This is a genomic window from Ruegeria sp. PrR005 (genome assembly GCF_010500245.1).
GTDB lineage: Bacteria > Pseudomonadota > Alphaproteobacteria > Rhodobacterales > Rhodobacteraceae > Ruegeria_B > Ruegeria_B marisflavi.
In genome coordinates this window covers 193,983-214,191 of sequence record NZ_JAAGOX010000055.1, presented here as the reverse complement: position 1 = coordinate 214,191, position 20,209 = coordinate 193,983, and the positions used below count along the sequence as shown (strand labels likewise).

16 protein-coding genes are annotated in these 20,209 nt (G+C 62.3%); 12 read left to right on the top strand and 4 right to left on the bottom strand.

The window, feature by feature from the left end; translation table 11 throughout:
- Positions 1 to 6: 6 nt before the first annotated feature.
- The 6 genes from G0P99_RS22340 to G0P99_RS22315 all read left to right on the top strand — a co-directional run bounded on the left by G0P99_RS22340 (position 7) and on the right by G0P99_RS22315 (position 5,494).
- Positions 7 to 3,039, top strand: a complete 3,033-nt coding sequence (locus tag G0P99_RS22340) for a sarcosine oxidase subunit alpha family protein (RefSeq protein WP_164132695.1) — start codon at positions 7 to 9, stop codon at positions 3,037 to 3,039.
- Positions 3,032 to 3,598 carry a sarcosine oxidase subunit gamma gene (locus tag G0P99_RS22335; RefSeq protein WP_164132694.1) on the top strand — a complete coding sequence of 189 codons (567 nt, stop codon included), beginning with the start codon at positions 3,032 to 3,034 and terminating at the stop codon, positions 3,596 to 3,598. Before G0P99_RS22340 ends, G0P99_RS22335 begins: the two co-directional genes overlap by 8 nt.
- A gap of 63 nt (positions 3,599 to 3,661) precedes the next feature.
- The gene (locus tag G0P99_RS22330) at positions 3,662 to 4,138 is read left to right on the top strand and encodes a hypothetical protein (RefSeq protein WP_164132693.1); all 477 of its coding nucleotides are present in this window, start codon (positions 3,662 to 3,664) and stop codon (positions 4,136 to 4,138) included.
- 55 nt (positions 4,139 to 4,193) lie between these two features.
- Positions 4,194 to 4,604, top strand: a complete 411-nt coding sequence (locus tag G0P99_RS22325) for a hypothetical protein (protein WP_164132692.1) — start codon at positions 4,194 to 4,196, stop codon at positions 4,602 to 4,604.
- Between the two features lie 24 nt (positions 4,605 to 4,628).
- Complete coding sequence (locus G0P99_RS22320; protein WP_164132691.1) at positions 4,629 to 5,063, top strand: hypothetical protein; 435 nt, start codon at positions 4,629 to 4,631, stop codon at positions 5,061 to 5,063.
- An 8-nt stretch (positions 5,064 to 5,071) separates the two neighbouring features.
- The gene (locus G0P99_RS22315) at positions 5,072 to 5,494 is read left to right on the top strand and encodes a hypothetical protein (RefSeq protein ID WP_164132690.1); all 423 of its coding nucleotides are present in this window, start codon (positions 5,072 to 5,074) and stop codon (positions 5,492 to 5,494) included.
- A gap of 9 nt (positions 5,495 to 5,503) precedes the next feature.
- On the opposite strand, the gene G0P99_RS22310 is transcribed toward G0P99_RS22315, so the two are convergent.
- Positions 5,504 to 6,256: an FkbM family methyltransferase gene (locus G0P99_RS22310; protein WP_164132689.1), complete on the bottom strand. Its 753-nt coding sequence runs from the start codon at positions 6,254 to 6,256 to the stop codon at positions 5,504 to 5,506.
- Between the two features lie 102 nt (positions 6,257 to 6,358).
- Between G0P99_RS22310 and G0P99_RS22305 the strand changes: the two genes are divergently transcribed.
- From G0P99_RS22305 to rarD, 3 genes are all read left to right on the top strand, one after another.
- Positions 6,359 to 6,958: a superoxide dismutase gene (locus tag G0P99_RS22305; RefSeq protein WP_164132688.1), complete on the top strand. Its 600-nt coding sequence runs from the start codon at positions 6,359 to 6,361 to the stop codon at positions 6,956 to 6,958.
- Positions 6,959 to 7,139: 181 nt separating this feature from the next.
- On the top strand, positions 7,140 to 7,910 hold the full coding sequence (locus G0P99_RS22300) for an enoyl-CoA hydratase-related protein (protein WP_164132687.1): 771 nt from the start codon (positions 7,140 to 7,142) through the stop codon (positions 7,908 to 7,910).
- A gap of 72 nt (positions 7,911 to 7,982) precedes the next feature.
- Positions 7,983 to 8,903 carry an EamA family transporter RarD gene (rarD, locus tag G0P99_RS22295; RefSeq protein WP_164132686.1) on the top strand — a complete coding sequence of 307 codons (921 nt, stop codon included), beginning with the start codon at positions 7,983 to 7,985 and terminating at the stop codon, positions 8,901 to 8,903.
- Here the strand turns inward: rarD and G0P99_RS22290 are convergent.
- Complete coding sequence (locus G0P99_RS22290) at positions 8,840 to 9,391, bottom strand: TIGR00730 family Rossman fold protein (protein WP_164132685.1); 552 nt, start codon at positions 9,389 to 9,391, stop codon at positions 8,840 to 8,842. The genes rarD and G0P99_RS22290 overlap by 64 nt on opposite strands.
- Positions 9,392 to 9,527: 136 nt before the next feature.
- Here G0P99_RS22290 and G0P99_RS22285 point away from each other — a divergent pair, with 136 nt between their 5' ends.
- The 3 genes from G0P99_RS22285 to G0P99_RS22275 all read left to right on the top strand — a co-directional run bounded on the left by G0P99_RS22285 (position 9,528) and on the right by G0P99_RS22275 (position 15,069).
- Complete coding sequence (locus G0P99_RS22285; protein WP_239059910.1) at positions 9,528 to 11,303, top strand: LysM peptidoglycan-binding domain-containing protein; 1,776 nt, start codon at positions 9,528 to 9,530, stop codon at positions 11,301 to 11,303.
- A gap of 59 nt (positions 11,304 to 11,362) precedes the next feature.
- Positions 11,363 to 13,189: an ABC transporter ATP-binding protein/permease gene (locus tag G0P99_RS22280; RefSeq protein WP_164132684.1), complete on the top strand. Its 1,827-nt coding sequence runs from the start codon at positions 11,363 to 11,365 to the stop codon at positions 13,187 to 13,189.
- A 326-nt stretch (positions 13,190 to 13,515) separates the two neighbouring features.
- Positions 13,516 to 15,069: a phospholipase D family protein gene (locus tag G0P99_RS22275; RefSeq protein ID WP_164132683.1), complete on the top strand. Its 1,554-nt coding sequence runs from the start codon at positions 13,516 to 13,518 to the stop codon at positions 15,067 to 15,069.
- 40 nt (positions 15,070 to 15,109) lie between these two features.
- Here the strand turns inward: G0P99_RS22275 and G0P99_RS22270 are convergent, their stop codons facing one another.
- Together G0P99_RS22270 and G0P99_RS22265 are read right to left on the bottom strand one after the other, a co-directional pair.
- Positions 15,110 to 18,928, bottom strand: a complete 3,819-nt coding sequence (locus tag G0P99_RS22270) for an efflux RND transporter permease subunit (RefSeq protein ID WP_164132682.1) — start codon at positions 18,926 to 18,928, stop codon at positions 15,110 to 15,112.
- Positions 18,925 to 20,166: an efflux RND transporter periplasmic adaptor subunit gene (locus tag G0P99_RS22265; protein ID WP_164132681.1), complete on the bottom strand. Its 1,242-nt coding sequence runs from the start codon at positions 20,164 to 20,166 to the stop codon at positions 18,925 to 18,927. The genes G0P99_RS22270 and G0P99_RS22265 overlap by 4 nt, the downstream gene beginning before the upstream one ends.
- Positions 20,167 to 20,209 lie beyond the last annotated feature (43 nt).

Genomic DNA, 20,209 nt, shown 5'->3' with positions numbered 1-20,209 from the left:
CGTAAGATGAGCACCCGTCTCGCAAAACAGGGCCGCCTGATCGACCGATCGAAACAGGTGACCTTTACCTTCAACGGCACCACCATGCGTGGGTTCGAGGGCGACACGCTCGCCTCGGCGCTTCTGGCCAACGACCAGATGATGATGGGCCGTTCGTTCAAGTATCACCGCCCGCGCGGGGTGGTGGCCAGCGGCGCCGAAGAGCCCAACGCACTGGTCGGTCTGGGCGAGGGAGCGCGGTTCGAGCCGAACCAGCGCGCCACCACGACCGAGCTTTTCGACGGGCTCAAGGCCGCCAGCCAGAACCACTGGCCGAACCTCGATTTCGATATCGGGGCGGTGAACACCTATCTGTCGCGCTTTCTGCCGGCGGGCTTTTACTACAAGATGTTCATCCACCCGGCGCCGTTCTGGAAACATGTCTACGAGCCGATCATCCGTCGCTCGGCCGGTCTGGGCAAGGCGCCCGACAGGGAGCTGGTGGATGCCGATACCTACGAGCATTTCCATGTCCACACCGATGTGCTGGTGATCGGCGGCGGCGTGGCCGGGTTGCAGGCGGCCAAGGTGGCAGCAAGCTCGGGCGCGCGGGTGCTGCTGATCGAGCAGACCGCACATTGGGGTGGGCGCGCGCCAGTCGATGGCGGCACCATCGACGGGCTGTCGCCCGACGAATGGGTAAGCCGCACCCTGGCCGAGCTGGAGGCGATGGACAACGTCACCTTGCGCGCCCGTACCATGGGCGCCGGTGTCTATGACCACGGCTATGCGCTGGGATACGAGCGGGTGGCCGACCATACCCCCGGCGTGCCGGGGCCGCGCCACCGGTTGTGGCGGATCCGCGCCAAGCAGATCGTCAGCGCCACCGGCGCCATCGAACGGCCGCTGTCCTTTGCCGGCAACGATGTGCCCGGCGTGATGCTGGCGGGCGCGATGCGCGACTATGTGGTGAACTGGGGCGTGACCCCGGGCCAGCGCGTGGTGGTTGCAACCAACAATGACGACGCCTATCGCACGGCTATCATCCTGAAACAGGCCGGTGTCGATGTGCTGCGCATTCTCGACGCCCGCAAGGAGGGCGGCGGTGCACTGGCCGACGAAGCGCGCGGGTTGGGCATCCGGGTCGATCCCGGCAAGGCGATTGCCAAGGTCAAGGGCGGCAAGCGGGTCAAAAAGATCTCGATCTGCAACCAGGACGGCGTCGGCGGCGCCCGCGAAGAGGTCGAGGCCGATGCGGTCGCGATGTCGGGCGGCTGGTCGCCGGTGGTGCATATGTGGTCCCATTGCGGTGGCAAGCTGATCTGGGACCGCGCCAATGCGCATTTCCGCCCCGATCCCGACCGACCGCCGCTGGGTGCCGATGGCAAGGGTTTTGTGGTTGCCGCCGGGTCCGCAAATGGCCCCTTGGCGCTGGATCAGGTGATGGCCGATGCCGATGCCGCGGGCAAGGCCGCGGCCAAGGCGGCGGGCTTTGCTGCCAAGCGCACCAAGGCGCCCGAGGGCGCGGCCATGGCCGAGAACGCGATGGAGGCAGTCTGGCTGATGCCCGCCAATGCCGAGGTGCAGCTGCGGATGAAATCCTGGCTCGACTTCCAGAACGACGTCAAGGTATCGGACGTGCAACTGGCCGCGCGCGAAGGGTACGAGAGTGTCGAGCATACCAAGCGCTATACCACGCTGGGCATGGCGACGGATCAGGGTAAACTGAGCAATATCAACGGCCTGGCGATCCTTGCTGATGCGTTGAACGCGGATATCCCGCAGGTCGGCACCACCACTTTCCGTCCGCCCTATACACCGATCTCGATGGGCGCCATCGGTGGCGAGGCGCGCGGCGAGGTGTTCCAGCCGGTGCGCAAGACGCCGATCTATGACTGGAGCAATGCCAATGGCGCCGACTGGGAACCGGTCGGCCAGTGGCGCCGTCCCTTTGCCTATGTCCGTCCGGGCGAAAGCGTGCATGACGCGGTCAATCGCGAGGTCAAGAACACCCGCGAGAACCTCGGGCTGCTCGATGCCTCGACGCTGGGCAAGCTGATCGTCAAGGGGCCGGACGCGGGCAAGTTCCTCGACATGCTCTATACCAACATGATGAGCACGCTGAAACCGGGCAAATGCCGTTATGGTTTGATGTGTTCGGAAAACGGCTTTCTCATCGACGACGGCGTGGTGGCGCGGATCGACGAGGACACGTTCCTGTGTCACACCACCACCGGCGGCGCCGAGCGTATCCATGGCCACATGGAAGAATGGCTGCAAACCGAATGGTGGGACTGGAAAGTCTATGTCGCCAACGTGACCGAGCAATATGCCCAGATCGCCGTGGTCGGCCCCAAGGCCCGCAAGGTGCTGGAAAAGCTGAACGCCAAAGCGGGCGGCGGCATGGATCTGTCGGCCGAGGCGCTGCCCTTCATGGAATGGCGCGACGGTCGGATCGGTGAGTTCGACGCGCGCGCCTATCGGATTTCGTTCTCGGGCGAACTGAGCTATGAGATCGCGGTTCCGGCAAGCCAGGGTCTGGCCTTCTGGGAGGCGCTGGTGGATGCGGGCAAGGAGTTTGGCGTCATGCCCTATGGCACCGAGACACTGCACATCCTGCGCGCTGAAAAGGGCTTCATCATGATCGGGGACGAGACCGACGGCACCGTGATCCCGCAGGATTTGGGGCTCGGCTGGGCGATCTCGAAGAAGAAGGACGACTATCTTGGCAAGCGCGCACAGGAACGCAGCCACATGGCCGACCGCGACCGCTGGAAACTGGTGGGTCTGGAAACGGTCGATGGCTCGGTCCTGCCCGATGGCGCCTATGCGGTGGGCGAGGGTGTCAATGCCAATGGTCAGCGCAACATGATCGGGCGGGTCACCTCTACCTATTATTCGGCCAATCTGGGCCGTGGCATCGCCATGGGGTTGATCCAGCACGGGCCGGACCGGATGGGCGAGATCGTCGAATTCCCCGGAACCGATGGCAAGACCTACAAGGCCAAGATCGTGGACCCGGTTTTCTATGACAAGGAAGGGGCGAAACAGAATGTCTAAACCTGTCAGCGCATTGATGGGTGCCGCCTATGACGGCATCGTGCGGGTCGAGGAATGCGGCCTGCAAGGCATGATCACCCTGCGCGGCGATCTGGCCAGCAAACCGGTTGCTGCCGCCGCCACTGGCGCCACCGGGCAGGACATGCCCGGCCAGCGTCGCGCCAATGTGGCGGGCCAAAGCGGCCTCTGCTGGATGTCGCCCGACGAACTGTTGGTGCTGGTGCCTCATGCTGAAGTCGGCGACAAGCTGGCGGCCATGACCAAGGCCTTGGGCAATGCCCACAGCCTGGCAGTGGATGTGTCGGATGCCCGCGCGATGTTCCGTGTCTCGGGCGCAAATGCGCGCGAAGTGATGGCCAAGCTCGCCCCGGTCGATTTCGCCCCCGGCGCCTTCGGCCCCGGCGATTTCCGCCGCTCGCGCCTGGCCCAGGTGGCCGGGGCCTTCTGGATGGAGGAGGATGGCAGCTTCCGCATCATCTGCTTCCGCTCGGTCGCCGATTACGTGTTCAAGCTGCTGAAAGTGGCCGCACAACCGGGAAGCGCTGTCGGCGTGTTTTGAAGGCATATTCAGGGTTGAATAAAGTAGTTGTGAGCGTATTCTCCGGGTAAGACGGAGAATGGAATGCATCACGACCCGCCCGAGGTTTTCAAACCGGCTCGTTTTTTCGGGCCGGTTTTTCTTTTGGCCGGGTTGATTCTGCCTCTTGCTTCCATCGCTGTGGCGGCGGAGACTGAGCGCTATTCCTGCACGGTTAACAAACCGGAGGTATTGCAACCTTTGAGCCGGAGCCACCTGCCAGCACCGTGGATTTTCTCTTTTCTGGTTTTTCCCGAGCAGGCTTCGGCGATGGTGGAAGACCCGTTGACGCATCTGGAGTTCGGCCGCGCAATTCCCGCTCAGCTTCGGCGGTACAGTGACAGGAAGATGGTCCTCGAATGGGAGTTGTTTCACCTTCGAGGACGCGGTCAGGCCAGCGGGCGTGGGCGGTTCACGGCCAACATCCCGCGCGGACCCGGGAGGTTTGTTCTCAACTTCACAAGCGACGAGGTCCTGGATGTGGAGCTAGAGGCGGTGCAAGGGGATTGCGTCAGGAAATGAGAGCAGTCAGTTGGGAGTGAGTATAGAAGTGGATCGCAAGAATTTGAGAACAAACATGAAAATAGTGGCAGCCGTGATTGCCGCGATAACAGGTTTGACTGGAATGCAGGCCAGCGCGGCGCAGGTCTATGACTGCAAGCTGGACTCGAATCAGGACTATGGCTGGATCCCGCCCAGAGTCGTGTTTGTGGTTGATGAGCCCAATGTGCAGGTCATGGATGGGATCATCGCGATGGTTCAGAAAGGCCCTATGGCGGGCAAGCTGGAACGCCGGGACGCGATCTCCATTCAAATCGAGTGGAGCGTCAAGAACATTCCCGTCAGCAATCTCAGGATGAAGGAACACGCCGTTTATACCGCGGTTCTGAATGAAAAGACCGGAAAAGTGCGGCTGCGTGCCGTTCTGGCGACCCAGTATTCAAGCTACCCCAAAGGGTGGGGGAAATGTGCGATTGGAAAACAATGACAAAGGAAAGGCCGCTTTAAAGATATGCTGAAAGCAACTGTTTTTGCGGTGAGCCTCGCACTATCGGCCACCGCCGTATTGGCCAAAAACGAAAAGGTTCTGTCCGAGGAATATATCTGCGAGGTCAAGAGTTTCTCCAAGATCGGATGGATTCCTCCGAAAATCTATCTTGCGTTGGATCGGAAAAGCGGCGCGGGTATCGTCTATGACGGCTATATCAAGGAGAACTACGGCGACGTCATCCGAGCCAATCTGGGCAAGCGAAGCGACGATCTTTGGGAATTCCGGTGGGAGCTGAAGGACGCGCATTATTCCAACAGTCCCGGATCGACCGATGTGGAATACAAGGCGACGCTGAACACCCGAAAGGCGAGCGTGAACATCTCGGCCATTCACAGCGGCATGGATGGCGATGCGCTGCGCGGGCAGGGCAAGTGCGAAAGGGTTAAGAAGAAATGAAAGATACCATGAAACAGGGTTTGCGCCTTTGTCTGCTGGCACAGGCCTGTGCGCTGATGTTTGCCGGAGCGGCAGCGGCTGGGCAGGTCTATGATTGTCAGGTCACTCCGAAATCGCGGGATGGCTGGATTGCGCCCCGATTGATCATCGACCTGGACGAAGCGCTTGGGACTGCGGTGGTTGCGGATGGGTTGATCATGGAGGTCATCAAGAAGCCGGTGCAGGCCCAACTCAGCAAGCGCGGCAAAGGATCGGTGCGTCTGAACTGGGAGGTCAAGGGCATCCCTGTCGGCAATGTGAATACCCAGGAGAACGCCCAGTACAAGGCGATCCTGAATACCGAGAAAAAGACCGTCACCGTGCGGGCTGTGCTCTCGTATTTCGACAATCAGCCCGATGGCTGGGGTAAATGCACGGTCACGTCGAAGTGAACCCCGCGCTCAGCCGTTGAACAGGAAACTGCAAAAACGGCTTTGCGCCTCGGGCGCGGCGAGGTCGGCGGGGGCGCCGGCCTCGTCCGTCGCGCGGGCATAGAAGTCGAGGTTCCGCGCCAGCCCGGCCATGGCCCCGGCCCGTGCGTTCTCCTCCAGAAACGGCGCATGGGTCGAGAGGTAAAAGGCAGGGCGATGGGTGCGCAGCCAGTCGGACAACGTAGGGACCACACCGAACTCGGCCCCTTCGACATCCATCTTGACCAGCGAGACGCCGGACAGGTCGACAGTTTGCGCGAACTGGTCCCAGCCGATGGTCAGCGCGTCCGAGCCATGATTGCCTGAGGCCAGTAGCGAGGTCATCGAATCTCCGGCCTCGCCCCCGAAGGACGCCATGCGGGCCAGCCCGAACCCGTCCGACAAGGCCACGCCAAAGGCCGAGACGTTGCGGATGGCGTTCAGTTCCAGGTTCCACAAGAGATGCCGGAGCGCCACCGGATCGGGTTCGAAACACCAGACGTGGCGCGCCCTTCGCGCGGCATAAAGTACGGTCGGCCCGATCCAGGCGCCGATATCGACATAATCCCGGTCCGGCGACAGGTGACGGTCGAGCACAGCAAAGGTCTCGGGCTCCCAGCCGCCTGCCGTGACCTTGCGCCAGAACTTGGAATGATAGGGGTCGAGCCGGAACGGTTCGCCGTTCAGACGACCGGGCACATAGCCGCGAGCGCGGTAGATCATCTTGCGTATTCTGGTCAGCATCTGCCTCTTCCCGCCGCTTTTCTTGTATCGGCCCTTGACCTGCGGGCATGCCCAAAGCATGTAACCTTGGGAACGCAACATCAATTTCAACAGGGGGCCAAGATGGCTTTTGAACTTCCTGATCTTCCTTATGCACATGACGCGCTGGCATCCAAGGGCATGAGCGCCGAGACGCTGGAATATCACCACGACCTGCACCACAAGGCCTATGTCGACAACGGCAACAAGCTGATTGCCGGGACCGAGTGGGACGGCAAGTCGATGGAAGAGATCATCACCGGCACCTACAATGCCACCGCCGTGGCGCAGAATGGCATCTTCAACAACATTTCCCAGCTGTGGAATCACAACCAGTTCTGGGAAATGATGGGGCCGGGCGAGAGCAAGATGCCGGGCGAGCTGGAAAAGGCGATTGCCGAGAGCTTTGGCTCGGTCGACGAGTTCAAGTCACAATTCTCTGCCGCCGGTGCCGGTCAGTTCGGGTCGGGCTGGTGCTGGCTGGTCAAGAACGCCGACGGGTCGCTGGCGGTGACCAAGACCGAGAACGGTGTGAACCCGCTCTGCTTTGGCCAGACCGCTCTGCTGGGGTGTGATGTGTGGGAACACAGCTATTACATCGATTTCCGCAACAAGCGCCCCGCCTATCTGTCGAACTTCCTCGACAATCTGGTGAACTGGGAAAACGTCGCATCGCGCATGTAAATCAGCGCAAGGCGTAGTGCTTCAGGCCCGGTCCCCGTTCGGGGGCCGGGTTTTTCTTTGGGGCAGGTGGGGGCGCTGCCCCCGTCGGGTCTTGCGCTCCCCCCCGGAGTATTTTGGGCGAAATGAAGGGGCTGGTCAGGCTGGGTCATGCACGGCATTCTGCGACCGGGAGGATCAGGGCATGAACGAGATGTCGCAAGACGGGCTGGTGAGCGAGGCGTTGAACGAAGGGGTGTTGACCCTGACGCTGGGCCGGGCGCCGGCGCATCCGCTGTCGCGGGCGATGATCGCGGCGCTGCATGATGCGCTGCGGCGGGCCGGGCAGGACGATGCGGTCCGGGTGGTTGTCATCCACGGGCCGGGCCGGATCTTTTGCGCCGGGCATGACCTGAAGGAGATCGCGCGTCATCGGGCGGATGCGGATGAAGGCCGGGCCTATGTGGAAGACCTGTTCCAGGCCTGTTCGGCGATGATGCTGGACTTGACCCGGATGGCAAAGCCGACCATTGCGATGGTAGAGGGCATCGCCACCGCCGCCGGGTTGCAGCTGGTTGCTGCCTGCGATCTGGCCTATGCGACGCCCGAGGCCAGTTTCTGCCTGCCCGGGGTGCAGAATGGCGGCTTTTGCACGACGCCTGCGGTGGCCGTGTCGCGTGCGATCGGGCGCAAGGCGGTGATGGAAATGGCCCTGACCGGTGCGGCCTATGATGCGGATTGGGCGCTGGCCGCCGGGTTGATCAACCGGATTGTGCCTGCTGATGCATTGCCTGGCGTGGTGGGCGAACTGGCCCGGACGCTGGCGGCGCGCAATCCCGGCCCGGTGGGATTGGGTAAACAGACGCTCTATCGTCACCTCGACCTGTCACTGGAAGAGGCCTATGCTCTGGCGACGCCGGTGATGGTTGACCATTTCATGGACCCGGGCCGCAGACATCTGGATTGGAAGGTCTGATCCGGATTTCCCGGCTTGCCAATCCGGCCCGCGCGCGGCAAGAGCGGCGGGTAACAACATCCGGGGCAGGGCATGGGCGAGGTCGGGCGTGGCATTCTGGCGATGGTCGGGGCCTGTGTGGTCTGGGGACTGTCGCCGCTCTACTACAAGCTTCTGACGCATGTGCCGCCGCCCGAGGTGCTGTCGCATCGCACGTTGTGGTCCGTGCTGCTGTTCGGGGTGTACCTGACGCTCCAGGGGCGGCTGGGTGAGTTGTTGCGGGCCTATTCCGGCCTGCGCCAGATCGGGCTGATCCTGTTGGCCGCGCTGATGATCTCGCTCAACTGGCTAGTGTTCATCTTTTCGGTTCAGGCGGGGCAGGTGACCGAGGCCTCTTTGGGCTATTACATCTTTCCGCTGATGGCGGTGCTGGCGGGGCGGTTTCTGTTTGCCGAACAGCTGGCGCGGGCGCAGTGGCTGGCCATCGGTCTGGCGGCGCTGGCGGTATTGGTTCTGACCTGGGGTTTGGGCGTCGCGCCCTGGGTGGCCCTGATCCTGTCGACCAGCTTCGCTCTTTACGGCGCGGTGAAGAAGGAACTGGCCTTGGGGCCGGTGATTTCCGTGACGACCGAAATCGTGATCCTGATGCCGATCTTTCTGTCGGTGCTGGCCTGGTCTCATCTGCGGGGCGAGGGGGCATTTGGCGGTGATCTGACGACCTCGCTGCTTCTGATCGGATCCGGGCCGCTGACGGCGATCCCGCTGATCCTGTTCAGCTATGCCGCGCGGCGGGTGCCGCTGTCGACGGTGGGCGTGTTGCAGTACATCAACCCGACCCTGCAATTCCTGTGCGCGGTTCTGGTGTTTGGTGAGGTTTTCACCCCCTGGCACGGGGCGGCCTTTGTCCTCATCTGGCTGGCGGTGGCGGTGTTTTCCCTGTCGCTTTTGCGTCAGGACAGGCTGGTGCGCAGGGCGGTCATGGCCGCTTCGGGCGTGTCCACCCAGGTGAGGTAACCGGCCAGCGAGACATCGGCAAAACCTTGGTCCACCGTGCGCTCGATCAGAGTGCGCAGCGGATCCCAATAGCCGTCCACATTCAACACCAGGATCGGCTTGTCATGCAGGCCGAGTTGCCGCCAGGTGAGCGCTTCGAATAGCTCGTCCAGGGATCCGGGGCCGCCAGGCAGAACCACGACGGCGTCGGCGTTCATGATCATCACCTTCTTGCGCTCATGCATGGTCTCGGTAACCACAAAAGTGGTCAGGTCGGTCTTTCCGACCTCGCGGCGCAACAGGTGCACCGGGATCACGCCAAAAGTCAGGCCACCGGCCTGTTGTGCGGCACGCGCGACCTCGCCCATCAGGCCGACATCTCCGGCGCCATAGACCAGGCGCCAGCCTTCGCCCGCCAGCAAGCGGCCAAAGTCGCGGGCGGCTGCGGCATAGGCAGGCATTGCCCCGGATCGCGATCCGCAATAGACACAAACGGATTTGACGGTCATGGCGGCCTTTCCGGATTTCCTGTATTGGGGTGCAACCCTGATAGCGGGAATGAAAGCCCGGCTCAACCGGCGTCGTGGACTGGGGTGATGGCCAGAGCCGCCGCAGAGCGGGCTCTGGGTATGGGGAAGGACGAAGATGGCCAAAGAAGCCGGAACTGGGGGGCTCAGCACGGGTGGCTGGGCGGTTGTCGCGGGTGGTGCGCTGTCCGCGGGACTGTTGGCACTGTATGCTTTGGGGGTGATCGGGTCGCGCGAGGCGGAGGAGTCGGCGCTTGCGGTTCCCGCCCCGGCCCAGGATGTCGAGGCCGCGAAACCTGTAGAGACCAAACCGGAACCTGCGGAGGTGGTGGAGCCCGAGCCGAAACCGGAGTCTCAGACCGAGGCCGCGACCGAGACTCCTGTCGAACAGGACCAGGCAAAGACCGAACCGGAAGCCGTGCCTGCGGCCGAGCAGGCCGCAGCCCCCGCTGCCGAGCCTGAGGAGAAACCCGTGGCGCTGGCCGCGCCGGTTCTGGACCAGATTTTTGTCGAACGGGACGGCACCCTGCTGTTGTCCGGAACCGCCGAGGCTGGCAGCCGAATCTCGGTGCTGCTTGATGGGGCAGAGATGCATGGCTTCGACGTGGTGGGCGATGGCAAGTTTGCCGAATTCCTGACGCTGTCGTTCAGCGATGCGGCACGGGTTCTGGCCCTGAGGGCAGACCGTGATGGTCAGACGACAATGTCGGATGATTACATCATTGCGGCGCTGCCCGCACCCGAACCGGTGCAGGTTGCGGAGGCGGCCAAAGAGGCGGCCGAGCCAGACACCAATCCGGCCGCCGTGGAAACGGCTGAGGCGCAGACTACTGCCGCGCCGAAACCTTCGGACGCACAGCCGCCGGTGGTGACCGGAGACGTAGCGGTGCAGCCATCCGTGGATGGGCCCAGCGAGGCAAGCAGCGCAGAGACGCAGGAACAAGTGGCGGATGCCGCGCAGCAGGCGCAGCCCGAACCCACGGCCCAAGCTTCGCAGACCGAGACGGCAGCGGTTGCGCCGCCACCTGCGCCCACCGCATCCGAACCCGGCGAAGCAGTGGCGGAAAGCACAAAAGCGCCGCAGACGCAGCAGGCCGAGGCCACCGCACCGGTCCAGCAGGACGTTGCAACCGCAGAAGAGGCAACGCCCGCGACCGTCGCCCCGGCAGCCACGACCGCGCAAACGGAACAGACCGCGACAGCCGAGCCTGTCACAGCTGCCGAAGCCTCTACCGGCAGCGCGCCGGTCGAGACGGCTGCGGCGCAAGAGCAGACCACGACTGCGGTTACGGCGACAGCGGAGCAGCCCGGGGCAGGGGAGGCCGTTGCGGCGCAAACCGCGCCGGTTGCGGTATTGCGGTCGGATGCCTCGGGTGTCGAATTGGTGCAGGCGCCGGAAGTAAAATCACCGTTGGAGCCGGTCCGAGTAGCGCTGGACACGATCGGTTACTCCGAGACCGGCAGCGTGCGGTTGACCGGGCGGGCCAATGGCGGATCTGTGGTGCGGGTCTATTTCAACAACCGCGCTGTTTCCGATGTCTCGACGGATGACAAGGGCAAATGGCGCGGCGAGATCGACGGGGTCGAACCGGGCGTCTACACGCTGCGACTGGACGAGCTGGGCCACGGCGGCACGGTTCTCAGCCGGTTGGAAACGCCGTTCAAGCGAGAGGCCCCGGAAATATTGCGCCCGGCCGATCCGCAATCCGGCGAGGCTCCGGCGCGGCCACTGGTTCATGCCGTCACTGTACAAAAGGGCGATACCCTTTGGGCGATTTCGCGGGAGCGATATGGCGAGGGCTTGTTGTATGTGAAGGTGTTTGATGCCAATCGCAGCAGCATCCGGAACCCTGACCTGATCTATCCGGGGCAGATATTCACTCTTCCGGATTAAGCCGCTGGACGGCCCCCTTGGGCCGGTTTCCAACTCCGTACCCAAGTCATAGGCACGCAATGAGACGACTGGCCCACACAGCACCGGCAGAGCAGAGCGCGAACGCAGACCGACGTTCGGGCTGGCGCACGATCCGGCGGGTGGCGCCTTATCTGTGGCCCGAGGGCGAGGGATGGGTCAAACGCCGGGTGGTTCTGGCGATGGCGATGCTGGTGCTGGCCAAGCTGATCGCGGTCTATACCCCTATCCTGTACAAAGGGGCGGTCGACGCGCTGGCGGGCGAGGGCGTGCCGCCCTTGGCTCTGGGGGCGGTGGGCCTGACCGTTGCCTATGGCATGGCGCGGATGCTGACCGTTGGTTTCCAGCAGCTGCGCGATGCGCTCTTTGCCCCGGTTGGGCAACGGGCGCTGCGCGCGCTGGCGCTGGAGACCTTTCGTCATATCCACCGGCTGTCGATGCGCTATCACATCACCCGCAAGACCGGAGGGCTGAGCCGCATCATCGAGCGCGGGGTCAAGGGGGTCGACTTCCTCTTGCGCTTCATGCTGTTCTCGATCGGCCCACTGATGCTGGAACTGGTGCTGGTGGCGGGTATCCTGATGTACCTGTTCGATGTCTGGTATCTGGCCGTTGTTGTCGGGACCATCGCGCTTTACATCTGGTTCACCTTCGCGGTGACCGAATGGCGGGTGAAGCTGCGCCGCGAGATGAACGATCAGGATACCGAGGCCAACCAGCGCGCTATCGACAGCCTGCTGAATTTCGAGACGGTCAAGTATTTCGGCGCCGAAGAACGCGAGGCGCACCGCTATGACCAGTCGATGCGGGCCTATGCGCAGGCGGCGCTCAAGACCGCGTATTCGCTGGCCTTTCTCAATTTCGGCCAATCCTTTCTGATCACCTGCGGACTGATCGGGGTGATGGTGCTGGCGGCGCTGGGGGTGCAGGCGGGGCAATTGACCGTGGGCGATTTCGTCATGGTCAACGCCTATATGATCCAGATCACCGTGCCGTTGAATTTCCTGGGCACCGTCTATCGCGAGATCCGGCAGGCGCTGGTTGATATGGGCGAAATGTTCGATTTGCTGGAACAACCTGCCGAGGTGAGCGACAAGCCGGGTGCGGCTCCACTCAAGATTACAGGAGGCGAGATCACGCTGGAGGATGTGCGCTTTGGCTATGAGGTGGAACGCGAGATCCTCAAGGGCGTATCACTGACCGTTCCAGCGGGCCAGACGGTGGCCATCGTGGGGGCCACAGGCTCGGGCAAGTCGACCATCGGGCGGCTCTTGTTCCGGTTCTACGACGTGACCGGCGGCGCGTTGAAGATCGACGGACAGGACATCCGCGATGTAACCCAGACCAGCCTGCATGACGCCATCGGCGTGGTGCCGCAGGATACGGTGCTGTTCAACGATACCATCCGTTACAACATCGCCTATGGGCGCGAGGACGCGACTCAGGACGATGTCGAGGCGGTGGCGCGCGCGGCCCAGATCCACGATTTCATCGCCTCGCTGCCCGAGGGCTATGAGACAAAGGTGGGCGAGCGCGGCCTGAAACTGTCGGGCGGTGAGAAGCAGCGGGTGGGTATCGCCCGCACGCTGCTCAAAAACCCTCCGATCCTGCTGCTGGACGAGGCGACCAGCGCGCTGGACACCGAGACCGAGCAGGAGATCAAGGAGGCGCTGGCCCTTGCGGGCGAGGGGCGCACGGTGATCACCATCGCGCATCGCCTCAGCACCATTGCCGAGGCCGACAAGATCGTTGTGCTGGAAAAGGGCGAGATCGTCGAGCAAGGCACTCATGACGGGCTCCTGTCGGGCGGCGGGCGGTATGCCCAGCTATGGGCGCGGCAGCAGGCAGGCGAGGATGAGGCGGCCTGAGTATTGTGCCTCGAACAGACTTGGAACTTTGGCCACAGCCTCTGCCGCCAACGGAAGCTGCGTCGGTGTCATCGAGCCCCGTTTCTCGGTCGCGACGAGCTGTGACCCAGCGGTCTGGAATTGTGCGAAACGGAGCCTATCGTCTTTTCCATAAAACTGTCTGCGGTGACTTGCATCAGGTCAGGTTCCGGTCTGTCGGGCGAATGTGAGCAAGAAAGTTGCCACTCGGATGCATGTTTTATGGGGATCTTGCCAGCGATGATTTGCGTTTTTCCGGCATCGGGGCATAGGCTTGATCAGATGCGTCGATTTCGGAAGGAGTGGAAATGAAGCTGTTGCGCCGCCTGTTGCTGCTTGCCATCCTGCTGATGGGGGCCGGTTTTGTTTTCAGAAGCATATACGCTGTACCCTCTACGTCGGGCCTCGGCCATTCCAGTGCGCTTCCGGCCGATGAAAAGACAACTCTGGGTGCGGCGGTTCTTCCAGAAGCGCGGGCCAATCCTGGAAAGTCGGGGGTCACTCCGCTTGCCGATGGACATCTGGCCTTTGCTTCCAGACTGCAACTGATCCAGGCCGCGGAAGAGAGTGTCGATGTTCGCTATTACATCTGGCAGAAGGACCTCACCGGCTTGCTGTTGCTGGAGGCGCTTCGGGCAGCGGCGGATCGCGGTGTCAGGGTTCGAATGTTGCTTGACGACAACGGAATCCCGGATCTGGACGCCGAATTGGCAGAGATGAATGCACATCCGGGCATCGAGATCCGGCTGTTCAATCCCTTCATGCTGCGCACACCGCGCATTTTGTCCTATGTGATGGATTTTCGTCGCCTGAATCGCAGGATGCACAACAAGAGCCTGAGCATCGACGGGGTGGTCACTGTTGTCGGCGGGCGCAACATCGGCGACATCTATTTCTCACGCAACCTAGGGACAAATTACTTCGACCTGGACGTGGTAGCCTTGGGGCAGGCGGCACAGGATGTCGCGGAGGACTTCGATCTCTACTGGCAGAGCGGATCATCCATTCCTGCCAACCTGGTGTTGCCTGAACGGGACATGGATGGCGGTGTTCTTGCTGCATCGGTTGACCGGATGCGCGCAGCGCCGGGAGGCCAGGACTATGCCGAGGCGGTGGAGAACCTGGAACTGATGGATCAAATCCTTGACGGGACAAAAGGCTTTGACTGGGTCGGGATGACATTGGTCAGTGACGATCCGATCAAGGGGCTGGGTCAGGCGCAGTCCGAAGACCTGATGATCATGCGCTTGCTGGATATGGTGGAACCGCCGAAACGGGAGATCTCGCTTGTTTCCGCTTATTTCGTGCCGGGAGAACGGTTGACCGAAATGCTTGCAAGATGGGCGCAGGCCGGTGTTCTGGTTCGGACGGTGACCAACGCGCAGGAGGCGACCGATGTGCTGCCGGTTCATGCCGGATACCGCAGTTATCGTGACAGGTTGATAGATGCGGGGGTGAAGGTTTTCGAATTGAAATCGACACTGGAGAAACCAGACATATTGCGACAGTTCGGCCTCGTCGGGTCGGGCACGACCAGCTTGCATGCAAAGACATTCGTGATGGACCGCGAAAGGGCATTCATCGGTTCGTTCAACTTCGACCCGCGATCCGCCAAACTCAACACCGAGATGGGATTTCTCATCGAGAGTCCGAAACTGGCATCGGGCATGTCAGAGAATTTCGATGCCAATATCCCGCTCTGGACCTATTCGGTCAGCCGCGATCCGAGCGGGGCGCTGACCTGGCAAGAGACAATCACGGGCGGTGACCAGGTGGTTCACAATGTGGAACCAAAGACGACGGTGTTTTCCAGGTTTCTGGTCAGTGTGATCGGCTTTCTGCCGATCCAATGGTTGCTCTAGGTCGGGTCCCAGCCCGGACAATCCGGGCCAGGTAGGTTCTTTACTCAGCCGCTTTCAGGGGCAGTGTGTCGGGTTCCGACGCGCTGTCCGGTTCCTCGGTCGGCTGGTCGTCTTTCATGTCGTCCCAGATGATCTGGGTGGCCTTGAGCTTCTTGGCGGATCTGCGCAGGCGCATGTCGCGGGCGACGCGGCTGGAGCGGCCCGAGGTGATCCGCGCAAACCCGCGGCCGATCATCACCGCATAGGTCGAGGCCCAGACCCGCAGCGCCAGCAGGGAAGGCGTGACCACCAGCGTCAGGACCGTCGCGATACCGAGGCCAAAAACCACGGCGGTGGCGAGCTGCTTCCACCAGAGCGCGGTCGGGCTGTCGATGGAATAGCCCCCGTTGATGAAGTCGAGGCTGAGCCCGAACATCATTGGGGTCAGGCCCGCCATGGTGGTGATGGTGGTCAGCAGCACCGGGCGGATGCGGGCCTCGGCTGTACGCACGATTGCCTCGATCCGGGGCATGTAGCGGCTGAACTCCTGATAGGTGTCGATCAGCACAATGTTGTTGTTCACCACGATCCCGGCCAGCGCCACGATGCCAGTGCCGGTCATGATGATCGAGAACGGCTGGTTCATAACCATCATCCCGATCAGCACACCGGTCGTGCTGAGGACCACGGCGAGCAGCACCAGAACCGAGTTGTAGAAACTATTGAACTGCGCCAGCAGGATGATGAACATCAGCCCCAGCGCGGCCAGAAACGCCTTGGACAGGAAGGCCTGGCTCTCGGACTGGTCCTCCTGGTCTCCGGTCCATTCCCAGTCCAGCCCGGCGGGCAGGGGGGAGGTCTCCAGCCACTCCGTCACGACGGAAATGCGTTCGTTGGCATTGATCGGGGCAAAGCGGGCCTGTCCGTTGTCAATTGCCTCCTGCATCCCGGCGATGCTGTCGGCCCCAGTCAGCATCACAAGCTCGAACTGCGCCCCGTCAACCGGACGGGTCAGAACCTCGGCTTTGGCCTGAATGCCGTTGGACAGGGCCCGTACAACGGCAAGTCGGGATTCTCCGCCTTTGGGCGCGTCCATGACCACTTTGCTCAACCCCGGTTCGACATCCGACTTGACGTCGAAGTAACGTTGCTGATCAACACGGCTGATCTTTGCCAGTTTTTCAACCGGCTTACGGGTGATGAAGTTAGACAGCGGCACCAGCCCATCGGGTGTCCGGACCTTGAGCGTGTCCAGGGTCGAAAGCACCCGGTCCTCTTCGGGGAGGCGCACGCGGATCTCGATCTCGTCATCCGCATCGGCGGGCCGGTATTCTCCCAGCAGCACGCCCCGGGTAACCAGCTGTACCATGGCGCCAACCGTCGCCACATCCGCGCCAAAGCGGCCCGCCTTGGCGACATCCACGTCGATCTGCCAGTCGATACCCGGCAGGGGGCGGGTGTCTTCGGTCTTGATCAGGCCGGGCGTGGCGTCGAACTGGTCGCGCACCAGCGTCGTGGCTGCGATCAGGTCATCCCAATTGTCGCCCTTGATGCGGAGATGCACCGGCTTGGCCGAAGCCGGGCCGCGGCCCAGCGGCTCGATCTCGGTCACGAAACCGGGCAGGCGTGCCAGTTGGGCATTCAGCTGTTCCAGCACAAAATCGCCATCGTATTCGTCCGCGACCACTTCCTCCTGGAAACCGAGCCAGTTGGTGAGGCGGCTGCCAAGCCAGCCGGTCAGCGGATGCGCCTCGGTCGGGCGGTCCTCCCAGGGGATGATCTCGAACTGGATCTGCCCGACGGTATCGGCAGGCGCCTGTGCGCCGCCGGTGTTCTGGTTCAACCCGCCTTTGCCCGCAAAGGAAAAGACATTCACCACTGCCGGGTGGGCGCGGATGACCTCTTCGGCCTGGCGGACCATCTCGTCCTTTTCGGCCAGAGACAGGTTGCCGCGCGCGCGCACATATGTGGTCGCCTGTTCGGGTTCGCTCTCGACAAAGAACTCCACCCCCAGAGATCTTTGCGGGAACATCACAAAGGTGACCTGATAGACCGCAAAGGCGACAACGACGATCGACACGATCGGCATGATCGGATTGCCAGCAATGAACTTGATGACATGGCCGAACGGGGTATGCCCGCCCGAAGCGGCAACGCGACGTTGCGGCAACTCGATCCGTGCCGCGGACAATGTGACCGATGCGGCAAAGGCGCTGAGCAGGAAGAGCAACACGCCGATCATTGTTCCGCCCGGGGCGCCTGGCGGCAACAAATATGCAGGGTTCAGAAGCTGCATCGCGCCCATGAACATCCCGTAAAGCGCCGGAGGCACCATCAGTGCCCGGACCACCCAGGGGGTGCGGGCGCGCAGCCAGTCGGACATGCGGCCGAACATACGGCTGATGCGACCGGAGACGCCGCCCATGACCGGCAGATAGATCAGCGCCACGACCAGCGATGCCGAGAGCACAAAGATCAGGGTGACGGGGAGCATGCCCATGAACTCGCCCGGCACACCCGGCCAGAACAGCATCGGCAGAAAGGCACAGAGCGTTGTCGCCGTGGACGAGACCACCGGCCAGAACATCCGCTGCGCCGCCTCGACATAGGCATGCATCGGACCGATGCCGTCCTTGATCCGCTTGTCGGCATATTCCACCACCACGATGGCGCCATCGACCAGCATGCCCACGGCGAGGATCAGGCCGAACATGACGATGTTCGAGATCGACACGCCCATCGCCGCCAGCAGGGCGAAACACAGCAGGAACGATGTGGGGATGGCGAAACCGACCAGAAGTGCCGCGCGGCTGCCAAGGCTGGCAAGTACCACGATCATCACCAATGCGATCGCGGTCAGCACCGAGCCTTCGAGCTGGCTGACCATCGAGCCGACAACACGGCTCTGGTCGTTCGACGTACCGACCTGAACCGCCGCCTTCATCTGCTCGGGCCAGGTTTCCTTTGCCTTGGCGACCGTCGCCTTTACCAGGTCCACGGTGTCGATCAGGTTGTACCCCTTGCGCTTTACCACTTGCAGCGCAACGGTGTTTTCACCGTCGAACCGGGCGGTGCCTTCGCGGTCTTCGAACGTGTAGTTGATCTGCGCCAGTTCACCCAGCGTCACCACGCGGTCGCCGTTGACCTTGATCGGCAGTTCGTAGACGTCACGCGCCGATTTGAAGGAAGAAGGGATCTTGACCGAGAAAGCGCCCTGTTCCGACTCGACCTCGCCCGCCGCGATCAACTGGTTGTTGTTCTGGACCACATTGATCAGTTCCAGAGCGGTGACATTGTAAGCCTCGAGCCGCAGCGGGTCGATGATGACCTCGAGCATTTCGTCGCGGTTCCCGGCGATGCCCGCTTCAAGCACCGCGTCGAGCGCTTCCAACTCGTCCTGAAGATCCTTGGCGATGCGCGCCATGGTGCGTTCCGGAACCGCACCTGTGAGGTTCACGATGACGATGGGGAATTCGGAGAAGTTGATCTCGGTTAGGGTATATTGTTCGGCCCCGGTCGGGAACGACGCCTGGGCGGTATTCATCGCGTCGCGAACATCGGCGGTGATGGCCGACTTGTCCCAGCCGAACTCGAATTCGAGTGCAACGCCTGCGTAGTTCTCGGCGGCGGTAGCGGACATCTTCTTGAGCCCGTCCAGATCGGCCAGCTCGGTTTCCATCGGTTTGACCAGCAGACTTTCGCTGTCTTCCGCCGAGATACCGGGGAACTGGACCGACACGAAGAGGGCCGGGATCTCGATATCCGGTTCACCTTCTTTCGGCAGGTTCACATAGGCAAAGCCGCCGATCAGGATCGAGATCGCAATGAAGGCAAGGACCATACGTGCCCGGGACGCGGCCCAGTCGACGATTCCGATCATTCAGACGCCTCCCGCCAGGTCGGTTCCACGATTACGCCTTCGATCACATAGTCCTGCCCCACGACGATGACGTCAGCGGTTTCCGGCAGACCTGTCAGCCAGACCCCCATAGGCGTATCGCGCACAACTTCAACCGGCACAAAAGCAACGACATTGCCGGGTCCCACCGTGCGGACGCCCAGTTTGCCGTCATTGTTGAGGGTCAGCGCCGATTGCGGCAGGCGATGCGCCTTTGCGCCATCAGAGGAAATCGCGATTGTCGCCGTCTGGCCGTCGCGGATGAGCAGTTCGGGGTTATCGACGGTCACTTCGACCTCGAACGTCCGGGTATTAGGATCGGCCGAGCGGCTCAGGAATGTGACTCTGCCATGCACCTGGAGCCCGGTGGCCAGTTCCGCGCCTGCAAGCGCGCCGACCTGCACCCGGTTGACGGCGGTTTCAGGGACATAGCCCACGACCTTGATCGGGTTGAGCTGGATGATGGTCGCACAGAGCGAGCCCGGCTGCATGAGACTGCCAAGCTCGGCAGTGTCGCTTTCCAGCAAGCCCTGGAACGGGGCCTCGATTGTCAGCCGGTCGATCTCGCGCTGTGCCGCCGCCACAGCGGCGGTTGCAGCTTCGATACTGGCGCGGCTGGTTTCCAGACCGGCTTCGGCGGATTTGATCCCGGCCTCGGCGGAACTGACGGCAGCCTGGGTCGAGATGCGGCGCGTTTCGGAGGCGTAGCCTGTCTCGGCCAGCTTCTGTGCGGCGTTGTTGTTGATGCGCGCCTCTTCCAGCCGGGCCTTGGCCTCTTCCAGGCGCGCTTCCGCTTCGGGCATCGAGCTTTCGGCCTGCGCCTTGCGGGCCTTCGCCTCGGCAAGTTGGGCGGGCCGGGTACCCGGGTCGAGTTCGCACAGCATGTCACCAGCAGTGACGAAGGCGCCCTTGCGCTTGGGTTCGGACAGGACTGTCGATGTGGTCTCGGACCTGACATCGACCTGGCGAATGGCGCGCGTCTGTCCGCGAAGGATCACCGCGCTGTCGATCTCGTTGGCCTCGGAACGCAGGACAACGACCCGCATCGCGCTGGGTGGGGTCTGACCGGCGGTGTTCGATGCCGTCTCGGTGGCGGTCTCGCTTTGTGCGGTTGTCGCCGTTTCGGCCTTTGCAAAGGCCATCAGTTTGTCGCGTTCGAAGACGAGCAGGTATAATCCTACAGTCACCAGAATCGCGGTGAGGAAGGGGACCAGACGCATCGAACACCTTTCTTCAATATATACATGCCGTGCAATAGATACG

Bases quoted from the DNA above. Each gene is read 5' to 3' on its own strand.
- G0P99_RS22310 (WP_164132689.1), bottom strand. From the start codon at position 6,256: ATGCTGACCAGAATACGCAAGATGATCTACCGCGCTCGCGGCTATGTG.
- G0P99_RS22265 (WP_164132681.1), bottom strand. From the start codon at position 20,166: ATGCGTCTGGTCCCCTTCCTCACCGCGATTCTGGTGACTGTAGGATTA.
- G0P99_RS22290 (WP_164132685.1), bottom strand. From the start codon at position 9,391: ATGACCGTCAAATCCGTTTGTGTCTATTGCGGATCGCGATCCGGGGCA.
- G0P99_RS22315 (WP_164132690.1), top strand. From the start codon at position 5,072: ATGAAACAGGGTTTGCGCCTTTGTCTGCTGGCACAGGCCTGTGCGCTG.
- G0P99_RS22285 (WP_239059910.1), top strand. From the start codon at position 9,528: ATGGCCAAAGAAGCCGGAACTGGGGGGCTCAGCACGGGTGGCTGGGCG.
- G0P99_RS22335 (WP_164132694.1), top strand. From the start codon at position 3,032: ATGTCTAAACCTGTCAGCGCATTGATGGGTGCCGCCTATGACGGCATC.
- G0P99_RS22280 (WP_164132684.1), top strand. From the start codon at position 11,363: ATGAGACGACTGGCCCACACAGCACCGGCAGAGCAGAGCGCGAACGCA.
- G0P99_RS22300 (WP_164132687.1), top strand. From the start codon at position 7,140: ATGAACGAGATGTCGCAAGACGGGCTGGTGAGCGAGGCGTTGAACGAA.
- G0P99_RS22305 (WP_164132688.1), top strand. From the start codon at position 6,359: ATGGCTTTTGAACTTCCTGATCTTCCTTATGCACATGACGCGCTGGCA.
- rarD (WP_164132686.1), top strand. From the start codon at position 7,983: ATGGGCGAGGTCGGGCGTGGCATTCTGGCGATGGTCGGGGCCTGTGTG.
- G0P99_RS22275 (WP_164132683.1), top strand. From the start codon at position 13,516: ATGAAGCTGTTGCGCCGCCTGTTGCTGCTTGCCATCCTGCTGATGGGG.
- G0P99_RS22330 (WP_164132693.1), top strand. From the start codon at position 3,662: ATGCATCACGACCCGCCCGAGGTTTTCAAACCGGCTCGTTTTTTCGGG.
- G0P99_RS22270 (WP_164132682.1), bottom strand. From the start codon at position 18,928: ATGATCGGAATCGTCGACTGGGCCGCGTCCCGGGCACGTATGGTCCTT.
- G0P99_RS22340 (WP_164132695.1), top strand. From the start codon at position 7: ATGAGCACCCGTCTCGCAAAACAGGGCCGCCTGATCGACCGATCGAAA.
- G0P99_RS22325 (WP_164132692.1), top strand. From the start codon at position 4,194: ATGAAAATAGTGGCAGCCGTGATTGCCGCGATAACAGGTTTGACTGGA.
- G0P99_RS22320 (WP_164132691.1), top strand. From the start codon at position 4,629: ATGCTGAAAGCAACTGTTTTTGCGGTGAGCCTCGCACTATCGGCCACC.